9 protein-coding genes and 1 pseudogene are annotated in these 12,585 nt (G+C 41.2%); 8 read left to right on the top strand and 2 right to left on the bottom strand.

Annotated elements, in window-relative coordinates; translation table 11 throughout:
* Positions 1–2: 2 nt before the first annotated feature.
* The 7 genes from H6F56_RS06705 to H6F56_RS06675 are packed head-to-tail and all read left to right on the top strand — an operon-like array spanning position 3 to position 8,388.
* The gene (locus H6F56_RS06705) at positions 3–989 is read left to right on the top strand and encodes a GDP-mannose 4,6-dehydratase (RefSeq protein WP_190666117.1); all 987 of its coding nucleotides are present in this window, start codon (positions 3–5) and stop codon (positions 987–989) included.
* The gene (locus tag H6F56_RS06700) at positions 986–2,206 is read left to right on the top strand and encodes a class I SAM-dependent methyltransferase (RefSeq protein WP_190666115.1); all 1,221 of its coding nucleotides are present in this window, start codon (positions 986–988) and stop codon (positions 2,204–2,206) included. Before H6F56_RS06705 ends, H6F56_RS06700 begins: the two co-directional genes overlap by 4 nt.
* A gap of 24 nt (positions 2,207–2,230) precedes the next feature.
* Positions 2,231–2,761, top strand: coding sequence for a dTDP-4-dehydrorhamnose 3,5-epimerase (gene rfbC / locus H6F56_RS06695; RefSeq protein WP_190666113.1), 531 nt, complete (start codon positions 2,231–2,233; stop codon positions 2,759–2,761).
* The gene (locus tag H6F56_RS06690; RefSeq protein ID WP_190666111.1) at positions 2,758–3,687 is read left to right on the top strand and encodes an NAD-dependent epimerase/dehydratase family protein; all 930 of its coding nucleotides are present in this window, start codon (positions 2,758–2,760) and stop codon (positions 3,685–3,687) included. Before rfbC ends, H6F56_RS06690 begins: the two co-directional genes overlap by 4 nt.
* Positions 3,656–4,843 carry a class I SAM-dependent methyltransferase gene (locus tag H6F56_RS06685; protein WP_190666109.1) on the top strand — a complete coding sequence of 396 codons (1,188 nt, stop codon included), beginning with the start codon at positions 3,656–3,658 and terminating at the stop codon, positions 4,841–4,843. The genes H6F56_RS06690 and H6F56_RS06685 overlap by 32 nt, the downstream gene beginning before the upstream one ends.
* Complete coding sequence (locus tag H6F56_RS06680; protein WP_190666107.1) at positions 4,840–5,607, top strand: cephalosporin hydroxylase family protein; 768 nt, start codon at positions 4,840–4,842, stop codon at positions 5,605–5,607. Before H6F56_RS06685 ends, H6F56_RS06680 begins: the two co-directional genes overlap by 4 nt.
* 36 nt (positions 5,608–5,643) lie before the next feature.
* On the top strand, positions 5,644–8,388 hold the full coding sequence (locus H6F56_RS06675; RefSeq protein WP_242031894.1) for a glycosyltransferase: 2,745 nt from the start codon (positions 5,644–5,646) through the stop codon (positions 8,386–8,388).
* Between the two features lie 161 nt (positions 8,389–8,549).
* Here H6F56_RS06675 and H6F56_RS06670 read toward each other — a convergent pair whose 3' ends face one another.
* Positions 8,550–10,787 carry an O-linked N-acetylglucosamine transferase, SPINDLY family protein gene (locus tag H6F56_RS06670; RefSeq protein ID WP_190666105.1) on the bottom strand — a complete coding sequence of 746 codons (2,238 nt, stop codon included), beginning with the start codon at positions 10,785–10,787 and terminating at the stop codon, positions 8,550–8,552.
* A 134-nt stretch (positions 10,788–10,921) separates the two neighbouring features.
* A complete protein-coding gene (locus tag H6F56_RS06665) occupies positions 10,922–11,458 on the bottom strand; it encodes a type IV pilin-like G/H family protein (RefSeq protein ID WP_190666103.1) in 537 nt (178 codons plus the stop codon).
* 279 nt (positions 11,459–11,737) lie between these two features.
* Between H6F56_RS06665 and H6F56_RS06660 the strand changes: the two are divergent.
* A pseudogene (locus tag H6F56_RS06660) lies at positions 11,738–12,472 on the top strand (IS630 family transposase); the annotation flags it as partial.
* Between the last annotated feature and the right edge of the window lie 113 nt (positions 12,473–12,585).

The raw sequence follows: 12,585 nt of genomic DNA, 5'->3' as shown, positions 1-12,585 counted from the left end.
GAATGAGCAAAAATCAATTTTGGCAAGATCGCCCTACCTTTATTACCGGCGCTACCGGCTTGGTAGGGGGATGGTTAGTGCGCCGGCTAATCAATTTAGGCGCTGATGCCGTATGCTTAGTAAGAGACTGGGTGCCCCAGAGTGAATTAGTACGCAGCCGATTAATAGAGCAAGTAAAAGTAGTGCGGGGTGATTTACTTGATCAAGCTTTGCTAGAACGAGTGCTGGGGGAGTATGAAATTGATACAGTTATTCACCTTGCTGCACAAACTATTGTAGGCATTGCAAACCGCAATCCTATTTCAACATTTGAGGCAAATATTGCGGGGACTTGGGTATTATTAGAAGCGTGCCGACACACCCCCACTGTTAAGCAAATTGTGTTGGCTTCATCAGATAAAGCCTATGGTGAACCCGATAAGCTGCCTTATGACGAAGAAACCCCATTGATGGGGCGTCATCCCTATGATGTGAGCAAGTCATGTGGTGATTTGATCGCTCAAGCTTACGCAAAAACTTATGACTTGCCGATTGCCATCACCCGTTGTGGAAATTTTTACGGTGGCGGCGATCTAAATTGGAATCGCATAGTGCCAGGAACAATTCGCTCAGTCTTGCGGAATCAGCGACCGATTATTCGCTCTGATGGCAACTATGTGAGAGACTATTTTTACGTTGAAGATGGTGCAGCGGCTTACACTTTACTAGCCGAAAGTTTAGCTGAGAATCACGAGTTACGAGGTCATGCTTTCAACTTTTCAAATGAAAGACAAGTAACAGTATTAGAGTTAGTTAACCAAATTCTGAGACTAATGAATTCTGATTTAGAGCCAGATATCCGAAACGAGGCGAGTAACGAGATTCGCTGCCAATATCTGAGTGCTGCTAAGGCGCGGCAGATGCTTAAGTGGCATCCGTTATTTTCTATCGAAGAGGGCTTACAGGAAACAATATCTTGGTATAATAAGTTTCTAGGAGCATCCTTATGAGTGCAATCTGTCGCGCCTGTGATAGTGATAATTTAACAGTAGTTCTCTCCTTGGGCAAAACACCTTTAGCGAATGCTTTGCTGACATCTGAGCAACTAAAGGAAACCGAAGGAACTTATCCTTTAGATTTAGCATTTTGTTCTAATTGCAGTTTAGTGCAAATTACGGAAACAGTGCCTGCGGAAAAGCTGTTTCGAGAGTATCTTTACTTTTCTTCTTTCTCGGATACGGTTTTGCAGAATGCCAAAGAAATTGTTAATCGATTAATTGTTAATCGCAAGCTTGATAACACCAGTTTTGTCGTAGAAGTTGCTAGCAACGATGGTTATTTACTGCAATATTATCATCAACGAGCCATTCCAGTTTTGGGTATAGAACCCGCAGTTAATATTGCCAAAGTCGCTCAGGAAAAACGGGGAATTCGCACGATTAGCGAGTTTTTTGGTAAAAAATTAGCCGAGCAGTTGCGAGAAGACAGTGAGTCGGCTGATATCATCCACGCCAACAATGTACTAGCTCATGTGGCTGATTTGAATGGCTTTGTAGCAGGAATAAGCCTGCTGCTCAAAGAAGATGGGATAGCAGTAATCGAGGTGCCCTATGTAAAAGATTTGATTGATGGAGTAGAATTTGACACGATCTACCACGAGCATTTATGCTACTTTTCTCTGACAGCTCTAAATCGGTTATTTCAACGCCACGGTTTGCTCATTACTGAAGTTGAGCGCCTCCCGATTCACGGCGGTTCATTGCGTATTTTCGCAGGAAAATCAGGAAATAGTTCATCTACAGTTCAGACAATGCTTCAATATGAAGCAGAATGGGGTGTAGACGATTTACTATTTTACCAGAGTTTTGGTTCCAAAGTTGAACACTTGCGCGGCAACTTGCTGACTTTGCTGCGGGAATTAAAAGCAAAAAATAAGCGAATTGCTGTCTACGGTGCCTCGGCTAAAGGTAGTACATTGCTTAACTATTTCGGTTTAGGCAAAGAAACACTAGATTTTGTAGTAGATCGCAGTACAATCAAACAAGGCTACTACACGCCTGGGACTCACTTATCTATTTACGACCCCAGCAAGTTATTAGAAACTCTACCCGATTACGTCTTATTGTTGACCTGGAATTTTGCCGAGGAAATATTAACCCAGCAAGCTGAGTATCGAGCACATGGAGGGCATTTTATTATTCCAATTCCTGAATTAAAAATTGTTTAACTACATTTTCTTTTTTCTGAATTCATGATTTTTACTGAGACCAAACTCAAGAGTGCATTTATCATTGAAACTGAGCGTTTGGAAGATGAACGGGGATTTTTTGCCAGAAGTTTTTGTCAACAAGAATTTGCTTTGCGTGGGCTAAATTCTAATTTAGTTCAGTGTAATATCTCATTCAATAAAAAAAAAGGCACTTTACGGGGAATGCACTACCAAGTAGCCCCCCATGAAGAAGCCAAGTTAGTGCGCTGTCATAAAGGGGCTATTTATGATGTGATTGTAGACTTACGGCCTAATTCTTCCACTTTTAAGCAATGGCTAGGGATAGAATTAATATCTGACAATTATCAGATGCTCTATATTCCTGAAGGCTTTGCTCATGGGTTTCAAACACTGGAAGATAATACAGAAGTTTTTTATCAAATGTCTGAATTTTATCATCCAGAATGTGCTAGAGGAATTAAGTGGAATGATCCGAGGCTTAGAATTGAGTGGCCGGCTGATGATAAAATAATTTCAACAAAGGATTGCCAGTACGCGGACTTTGCTTTATGAAAAAGGTGTTACTGACTGGCGCAACAGGATTTATTGGCGGACATTGTCTGCCCTTGCTTTTAGAAAAGGGTTATGAAGTCCACGCAGTTTCTTCAAAACAAGTAGACAAAATTCTATCAGAGGGAAATTGGCACCAAGCCAATTTGTTAAAATCCTCTCAAGTTTATGAATTGATGGCTAAAGTGCAGCCCAGTCATCTCTTACATTTCGCTTGGTATGCTGTACCCGGAAAATATTGGACTTCTTTAGAAAATTTTCGCTGGGTTCAAGGAAGTTTAGATTTACTGTCGGCATTTGTTCAGCATGGAGGAAAGCGGGTTGTAATGGCCGGCACCTGCGCGGAGTATAATTGGAATTATGGATATTGTTCTGAGGCAGTGACACCACTTTCCCCGGCAACTGTTTATGGCACTTGCAAGCATTCTCTTCAAATGATGCTAGATGCTTTTGTTCAACAAACTCGACTCAGTGCGGCTTGGGGGCGAATTTTCTTTGTTTACGGGCCACATGAACATCCTAGCAGATTAGTTTCCTCGGTTATCCATTCTTTAATCAAAGGTGAGCCGGCGCTTTGCTCTCATGGCAATCAAATTCGAGATTTTTTGTACGTTGAAGACGTGGCAGATGCGTTTGTTGCATTATTAGAAAGTGATGTTGCTGGTGCCCTCAATATTGCGTCAGGAGAACCCGTTGCTTTAAAGGATATAATTTATAAAGTTGCAACTCAATTCAATCGTACAGAGCTAATTCAGTTAGGAGCTATTCCTTCTTCGTCAAACGATCCACCTTTCCTAGTTGCTAATGTGGAGCGTTTAAAGGACGAGGTTAATTGGCGACTAAAATACAATTCAAGTAGAGGATTAGAACAAACGATTAAATGGTGGAAAAAAAATTATGATACAAAAACCTCAATGTCCAGTATGTAAATCTGGCTTGACTACCAAATTTTTAAACCGTGAACAGGTTCCTGTTCATCAAAATTTGGTAATAGCGAATCGGGAAGCAGCTATAGATATAGCTACTGGTGAACTCAACCTGATGATATGCCAGGAATGCGGGTTTATTTTTAATAAAGCTTTCGAGGTTAAAAATCTTAGTTATGGAAAAGATTACGATAACACGCAAGATTGCTCACCCTCCTTTAATGAATATCTTGACAATTTAGCTACCTATTTAATTGTAGAGAAAGCTGTCCGAAACTGCCGAGTTGTGGAAATAGGATGTGGTAAAGGTTTATTCTTAAGAAAGTTAGTTGAACCTGAAGAATTTGGGAATAGTGGTTATGGATTTGATCCCAGCTATATTGGTTCGGAAATTGATTTAGAGGGCCGACTTCAATTCGCCAAGCGCTACTATGGAGCGGACTGTGCGGAAATTGCAGCTGATGTGGTTGTTTGTCGTCATGTGATTGAACACATTCCCGAACCTCTAGATTTATTGGAAGCAGTTAGAAAAGCCTTGGTCAATTCCCCTAAAGCAAAGGTTTTTTTTGAAACCCCCTGTGTCCAATGGATTTTGCAAAATCAGGTAATTTGCGATTTTTTCTACGAGCATTGTTCGTATTTTACCACTGAGTCGTTAACAACTGTATTTGAAGCTTCAGGATTTAGTGTTGAAACAGTCAAGCACGTTTTTGGAGGTCAGTATTTGTGGATTGAAGCAACCCTTTCAAATGAAAAACTCATAGTGACTAAAAATTCGGGACTAACGCCGCATTTGGCAACTCAGTTTGCCAAAAATGAGAGCCAGCTAAAGCTTCTGTGGGAAAGCAAAATTAAAAATTTGGCTGCTCAAGGAAAGGTTGCACTTTGGGGAGCTGGTGCAAAAGGAGTGACCTTTGCTAATTTAGTTGATCCTCAAAATAAATGGATTGCTTGTATAATTGATATCAATCCAAGCAAACAGGGGCATTACCTACCTGGAACAGGTCATCCAATTATCGGAATTCAAGATTTAAAAAAACACGAAATTGACTTCGCTATTGTGATGAATCCTAATTATCGAGAAGAAAATATTGTTTTTATTAATCAAGCTAATTTAAATATTCAATTAATTGATTTCAAGGAGAAGTTTGAATCATGAAATTGCTCATTGATACAGAAAATAATCTTTTAATTCAGGAAATTAAAGGAGAAAAAATAATTTATGATCTTTATACAAAAGAAGCTTTTGAATTGATCTCTCAGCAGTGGATAAAAGTTGGCTGGAATCAAAAATATGCTTACACGTTTAGCTGGATGGGAAGACCAATTATCCAGCTACCTGAAGATATGATTCGCTTACAGGAGGTTATGTATGGAGTTAAACCCGATGTCATCATTGAAACCGGCATTGCACATGGCGGATCGTTAATTTACTATGCCAGTTTGTGTAAAGCGATGCAAAAAGGCCGGGTGATTGGAATTGATATTGAAATCCGACCGCATAACCGACAAGCAATCCAAACTCATGAATTGTTTCCTTTCATTACGTTAGTCGAAGGAAGTTCAACAGCACCGAATATAATAAGCTATGTGAAATCCCTCGTTAAACGGGGAGAAGCTGTTTTGGTAATTTTAGATTCCTGCCACAACAAGCAGCACGTTCTGGATGAGTTGAATGCTTATCACGATTTAGTAACAGTCGGTTCCTATATTGTGGCAACAGATGGGATTATGAAAGAACTCCACGACGTCCCACGCGGAAATCCAGAATGGATGTGGGATCACCCAACAGCAGCAGCACATGAGTTCGCAGAACAACACCCAGAATTTATATTAGAGCAGCCCAGTAGGCCTTTCAATGAAAGTGAGTTAAGCGAAAATATTACTCACTGGCCAGGAGCCTGGTTAAAGAAACAGTCATAACCCCCCCCACAAAAAACATTCTATTTCGTGTTACTCATGTCAAACAATTTTTTTTCAATTATTATTCCTACCCGCCAAAGACATGACACTCTCAAACACTCTATTCAGAGTGTTTTAAACCAAACTAAAGATAACTTTGAGCTAATAATTATGGATAATTTCAGCAGCCCAGAAACTGCTGAAACAGTTGCCTTGTTTAATGATCCTAGGATCAAATACTTCCGGGCACCTGAGAGGCTCTCAATGTCAGATAATTGGGAACTTGGTTTATCGCAGGCTACAGGAGACTATTTATTTGTTTTAGGAGATGACGATGCTTTAATGCCAGATGGACTAGAACTAGCTTTCAATCTCATAAATGAATACAATATTCATATTGTATCTTGGCTGCGATATGCCTATGGTTGGCCAAATGCAATTGCGCCTTGGATTCGTAATAGATTGCACCTGAATTTAGTCCAAGTAGCGGAGATATGGGAGTCCAAAGAAAAGTTACAACAATTTTATAAAGGACAAATTTCTCATGAAAATCTTCCAACAATCTATAATTCTTTTATTCACAAAAGTTTGATTTTGAAAATAAAAGCAGCCCACAATAAATATTTCCAAACTTCTATACCTGATGTTTATTCGGGAATTGTTAATAGTTATTTTAGTGAAGTCTACTTATATTCTTTTCGCGCTCTATCAGTAACAGGCAGTTCAGGACATAGTACGGGAGCATCATCATTGTGCCCCAGTTTAAATGCAAAACCTATAAATGATTTTCTAAAAGATGAAAAAAAGGATATTACATCTGAAATACATCCTAGTTTAGTCCCTTCATTTAGTCAGCTTTCATCCTTAATTCCTGAAATAGCTATTAAACCAGAAGTAGCTATTGCTAATGTAAAACTCCTAGCAAAAGAATTACTCTTTTCAGGAGACAATAATTATGAAGTTAATATTAACAATGTTATCGTTTCTCTCACATCTAGCCTCAGTGTAGATCCAGGAAGTTATGACAACACGCTGAAATATATATACGCTCTAGCCCAAAAGTATAATATTCCTTTTTCAACCTTAACAATTCCAGCTAAACTTACTCGAGAGGAAGCTGAACCTTACCAAGGTCCTATTTTTAATTCTAATGGTTTAACCAACCAACTCATTATTAACTGTCAACAAGTTGGAATAGATAATGTTGCTCAAGCTGTTCAGCTAGCTCAAGGCATTTTACCCCGAATAGAAAATATTAAAATAAATAGCGTCAGTCAAAAATTTGAACAGCAGCAGAATAGAGAAAGAAACTTCAAAATACTTAACCCGTTAATTTTACTTGATGGAGTATTTTTTCAACTGTATAACACAGGCATTGCCCGTGTGTGGCGTTCAGTGCTGGAAGAATGGGCTGGCACAGATTTTTCCCAGCATCTGCTGATTTTAGATCGGGCTGGCACCGCTCCAAAAATTCCAGGCTTAAGGTATCTAACTATAGAACCATACGATTACAACAATACAGATACAGACCGCGAAATGTTGCAGCAGATTTGCGATGAACATGGAGCAGATATATTTATTTCTACTTACTATACAACGCCCCTATCAACGCCGTCTGTGTTCATGGCTTATGACATGATTCCAGAAGTTTTGGGGGCTGATTTTAACGAGCCAATGTGGAGAGAAAAGCATTATGCTATTCGTCATGCTTCTGCCTATATTTCCATTTCGGAAAACACGGCTCGTGACTTAGCAAAGTTTTTTCCAGATATTGAGCTAAAATCTATAACTGTGGCTCACTGTGGAGTAAAAAGCTTTTATACTCCAGCAAGTAGCGAAGAAATTAATTATTTTAGAATTAAATATGGAATTTCAAAACCCTATTTTCTTTCTGTTGGCGGAGGTGGGGGTTATAAAAATACTATTCTCTTCTTAAAAGCACTTTCTACCCTTTGCAGCCGGCAGGGTTTTGAGATTGTTTTAACCGGCAGCGGATTTAAATTGGAAGCTGAGTTCAGAACTTATACTTCGGGCAATGTTGTCCATATGCTGCAACTTAGCGATGATGAACTTAAAGCCGCTTATTCTGGTGCCGTAGCATTAGTGTATCCGTCCAAGTATGAAGGATTTGGGCTGCCGGTGGTTGAGGCAATGTCCTGCGGATGCCCAGTCATTACTTGTCCGAATGCTTCGATTCCAGAAGTGGCAGGTGAAGCAGCCTTATATGTGAATGATGAAGATGTTAATGCGATGGCTAATGCCCTATGTGATGTACAAAAGTCTGATATTCGTAACTTAATGATAGCTGCCGGCTTTGAGCAAGCACAAAAGTTTTCGTGGTCAACAATGGGCAGAACGGTGAGTTCAGCTTTGATTGAAGCGACCCTCATTCCTTTAAATCTAAAAAATATCAACCTCATCCTTTTTCCGGATTGGTCTCAAGCAGAAGAATCTTTGGGTATGGAATTAGAGGAAGCAATTAGGGCGGCCATGACTCACCCTGATAGAAATCGCATGACCCTATTGATAGATATTAGCAGTATTGCTGAAGAAGAAGCAATCATGATTTTATCTAGTGTTACCATGAATTTACTCATGCAAGAAGATTTAGATGGTACAGATGAGCCACAAATTTCTCTAATTAAAAATCTAGCTGAAATTCAGTGGCAAGCACTCCTGCCTGTCCTCCATTCTCGAATTATTTTAAAGAACGAAAATAAACAGACTGCGGCAAAGGTAGAATCTGTGAATCTTCCAGCCGTTCAAATAGAAAGTTTTGCCAGTCAACGCTTCAAGGATTAAAATCATGTCTTTCCTGATTTAGTTATCATATAGAGTTATCATCCTATATTCGATCAGGAATATTTATAATGATCACCAGTTTGGTTAGAACACTAATCTCAGGAAATACTCCATCGCCTCCCGCAAGGTTGGAAAGTGTTTCAGTTGCTTAAGGATTCGACTTAACTGGAACTGCCTTGCAGATAATTTCTCCACATCTGTTCGTAGGCCTGTTCCATCTCGTAAGTAAATTTTTCAGCATTCCATAATGGTGCAGTTTGCCTTGATGCTCGAAGTTTCCAAGAAATTTGTTGCCTCAGAGCTTGATCTTTCCCTAAAAGTATCCCCCACTCAATATATTCTTCATTAGTCCAAGCAATCCCTTCTTTAATCCCAGCATTGATCATCATCGTATAGCTGTTACGAGCCGCAAATTGCTCGCCCACTCGTGTAACCATAGGAATTCCCATCCACAGAGTTTCCATCGTTGTGGTAGCCCCATTATAGGGATAAGTATCCAGCACGACATCAGCGATGCCTAGGTTAGCTCGATGAACGGCTTCTAAAGGCACTATCGGCAGAAATCGCAGTCTATCACCATCCACACCTTCTTCTTCCGCCAGTTGAGTAAAAAAGCTTTTGAGCGAGTCTTCATCCCCTATCCCTTTAATCAACAAGTAGCTATTCGGAACCTCTTTGAGAATTTGCATTTGCAGTCGTGCCGTATCAGGGTGTCGCTTGAAGCCTCTCTGACCGCAGTAGTAGACCACCGCATCGCTAGGAATATTAAGCTGATCGCGCCGGATCGTGGGTACTCCAACCTCAAATCCATCGATTGCTAAATAAGTTTCGGGCAAGCGCCAGATTTTTTCTGTGTAGTAATTTTGGGCAGATTCCGGTAAAACATAGGGATCGGCAATAAAGTAATCCACCGTTGGAACTCCCGAAGCATCCCAGCCCAACCAAGTCACCTGAACGGGTGCCGATTTTAGCATCATAACTTCACAGCTAATATCTACAGTCAAGCTGTCAAGATCAACCAAAATATCAATTCCATCGTGATGAATTTGGTCTGCTATTTCCCAACTATTGATCGAGTAATGAATTTTATCAGACTTACTGATATACCATTCATGCAAGGGATCGTAATTTCGTTGGTAGTTAACAAAATAAGTATTAATTTGAAAGCGATCACGATCATGATACTGAAAAACCCATCGAGCTAACCAGCCAACCGAATGTTCTCTTAGACAAGAAGAGAGGTATCCAATTTTTAAAGGTTTAGTAAGAGGCTCTAATTGTCGCTGTAAATGCCGTTGTCGGTATCGTTCAATGCGTTCCTGAGCATAAATTTCAACGTTAGCGTGGCCAAGCTGAAGAACTTGATTTCTAAGAGTCCTGATTTTATGGGGTTCATCTTTAATATAGGGTGCAAAAAAGTTGGCCGAATTGAAGAGTCTTGAAACTTGAAGTTGAGAGAGCGATTTCGGTTGGGCTTCTACTAGCGATACTAACAATGATTCCTGATGCTGCGAGAGCGCACAAGCTTCTTCCCAATATCCCCCCGGAGTGATCGTTCCCCTAAGAATTAAGTTATTGGCAAACACCTTATCTGGCAATTCTTCTAAGAGGGAATAGCACAATTTAGCTGTCTCTATCCCTTGCTGATATTCACCAGCATTTTGATAAAACGCAGCTAAATGCCGCAAAAGTTCTACGTTATCACCATCGATCCGTCGATAAAATTCTCCCAATCGGGCCGCAATGCCAGGTCGCCGCCATGAGTAAGCAATTTCCATCGCTGCTGGCACTAATATATCCATCCAACGTTGGGACTCTTGGACGTAGCTTAGCGCAGCTTCCACTAATTCCAGCGATGAAGGGTGCAAAAAAGCAGCCTTTAAAACACTCCTCAGCACCTGTAGCAACAAATCAGGGTCAAGTGCTATAGGCGGTTCTGTCTGTAGTAGCTCAATGACTCCCCACTCTTTCAACTCCTCGCCGCTAAACTTTTCCTGCTGGATAGATAGCTGAATTAAATGCAATAAGTTATTAATATCTGATGGCTGAATTTCTCGAATATGTCCTCGCATCAGCCATGCTATGGAATAATCTTCTAGTTTTTCCCGCCGTTCTGCTTCCGCTTGCAGCACCTGCATCAGTTCCGCCGTCCACTGATCGACTTGGTTTGGGTCACCCTCTACCATTCCCAACAGCCAAGTGGTACTAGCCTCATCTTCTTTGCCTTGCAAAAGCAACATTAACCCCAAATTCCAGTAATGGGATTTGACCTCAGGTTCAGCCTCAATTGCCTGCTCGCAAAAGCTAGCAGCCTGATTGTAATTTCCTTCAATGAGACATTGCTGGATTTGCTGCTGCCGGGTTAACAGCTCTGTATTGGAGGATGCGGCAAAGGTCATAGATAAAAACTTTATATACTAACTTCACTGAGTCTGAGGGTATAAATATAAAGGGTAGCGTAAATTTACGCTACCCTTTGCAACCACAGGCTATGCTTGTAATGGCACCAACCTTGATTAGGAAAATTCGACAATTACTTACCTAAGTCTTTGCCGCCGACGCAACCTCCCGCTGGAGTTGGAGCGGTGTATGGAGCCACTTGTGGTCCATTAGACTCACACAGCAGCGCTTGCGTCAGAGCCTCAGTTGTTCCGCCACCGCCTGCAGCTGTTATTGTCGTATACACAACGCCTGTATAGGCTTTTAGGTTGGCCTTACCTGCTGCATAGGCCTGATTTTGAACAGAACTAGATGTAGCTTGGGCTGCCGGGATCGAGTAGATAAAGTTTTCGGTTTGGCTCTTAATCCCAACACCCAGATCAGCCATATTTGTGGCAAATAACTGTTTCTCCAGGTAAAAGGCTTGCTGAGAGCGGTTCATTGCACCAATGTTTTGTCTTGCTTCAGCCTGCTTGGCTTTGTTGGTTTGGCTTAGCAGTGAGGGCAACGCGATAGCAGCTAGAATACCGATGATGATAACGACAACGAGTAGTTCAATTAGGGTAAAACCTTCGTTCTGTTTCTTTTGGTTGAGGTGTTGCAGGAACTTGGCTTTAAATTCTGTCTTCATGAGAGGCTTCTCCTTGAGGGGTGGGATGCTTGTTTCTTATCTGCTGATATTAACTTACCCACGTTTCGTCAGTTTGATATCACCCTCAATCAAAATTTTTTCTAACAGCCGATGATAGATTTCTATCAAGTGTATTCATAAATTTATTAAGATACCCAATTTCATTGACTTTGATATCACTCTCAGCTAATTTTTTTATTCTGCAAAATATAGCAACAGCCAGTGCAGTTAGGACGTAGACCAAAGATGTTATCGTGAGCGGCTCTGGTGTGTTCTGCTATGGCTAAACCCTACAGTTACGACTTGCGTCAGAAACTGATTCAAGCTGTCGAGTTAGATGCACTTAAGAAAAGCGAAGCGAGTAAACTGTTCAACATCAGCCGCAACACGCTCAACCTGTGGTTGCAGCGCAAAGCCAAAACGGGAGATGTAATGGCATTGCCCAACCGCTAAGGCGGTAACAATCATAAAATTACAGACTGGGAGCAGTTTCGGGCGTTTGCCACGGCTAATGGCGATAAAACTCAGGTGGAGATGGCTCAACTGTGGGAGGGCGACATCAGCGCTCGTACAATCTCAAGAGCGTTGAAGAAAATTGGGTTGACTCGAAAAAAAAAACCTACTGCTACCGAGAACGGGATGAATCGAAACGGCAAACTTTCATAGAGCAGTTGGCTAACGAGGCGGATGAAACGATTGTTTATGTGGATGAAGCGGGCATGGACAACCGAGAAGACTACGGTTTTGGCTGGAACTTAAGAGGGCAAAGGTTTCATGCCTTAAAGTCAGGACGACGGCAGGGGCGAGTGAATATGATTGCGGCTCTTTGTCAGCAGAAACTGATGGCTCCGCAATACCCATCGAAGGTTCCTGTAATCGGGTTGTTTTTGAGATTTGGTGGAAAGCTGCCTAATTCCTTTGCTCAAACCAGGGCAGGTAGTGCTCATGGATAATGCCACGTTTCATAAAGGGGGTCGCATTGAACAACTAATTCAGGAAGCTGGCTGTCAGTTGGGCTTTGTTGCATAACTAGAGAAAGAGACAGAAGTTACCTTTTGAGAGCAGGAGACTAAGCTTCAACCTTGTAGCTATCGGGTTTAGCCACACGAATCATGCGATTGAGTACA

Source organism: Microcoleus sp. FACHB-672, assembly GCF_014695725.1.
Lineage (GTDB): Bacteria > Cyanobacteriota > Cyanobacteriia > Cyanobacteriales > Oscillatoriaceae > FACHB-68.
The sequence above is the reverse complement of the archived record's forward strand: the minus strand, read 5'-3'. Positions and strand labels throughout refer to the sequence as shown.

Coding starts and splice junctions, on each gene's coding strand:
- H6F56_RS06705 (WP_190666117.1), top strand. CDS start 3: ATGAGCAAAAATCAATTTTGGCAAGATCGCCCTACCTTTATTACCGGC.
- H6F56_RS06700 (WP_190666115.1), top strand. CDS start 986: ATGAGTGCAATCTGTCGCGCCTGTGATAGTGATAATTTAACAGTAGTT.
- rfbC (WP_190666113.1), top strand. CDS start 2,231: ATGATTTTTACTGAGACCAAACTCAAGAGTGCATTTATCATTGAAACT.
- H6F56_RS06690 (WP_190666111.1), top strand. CDS start 2,758: ATGAAAAAGGTGTTACTGACTGGCGCAACAGGATTTATTGGCGGACAT.
- H6F56_RS06685 (WP_190666109.1), top strand. CDS start 3,656: ATGATACAAAAACCTCAATGTCCAGTATGTAAATCTGGCTTGACTACC.
- H6F56_RS06680 (WP_190666107.1), top strand. CDS start 4,840: ATGAAATTGCTCATTGATACAGAAAATAATCTTTTAATTCAGGAAATT.
- H6F56_RS06675 (WP_242031894.1), top strand. CDS start 5,644: ATGTCAAACAATTTTTTTTCAATTATTATTCCTACCCGCCAAAGACAT.
- H6F56_RS06670 (WP_190666105.1), bottom strand. CDS start 10,787: ATGACCTTTGCCGCATCCTCCAATACAGAGCTGTTAACCCGGCAGCAG.
- H6F56_RS06665 (WP_190666103.1), bottom strand. CDS start 11,458: ATGAAGACAGAATTTAAAGCCAAGTTCCTGCAACACCTCAACCAAAAG.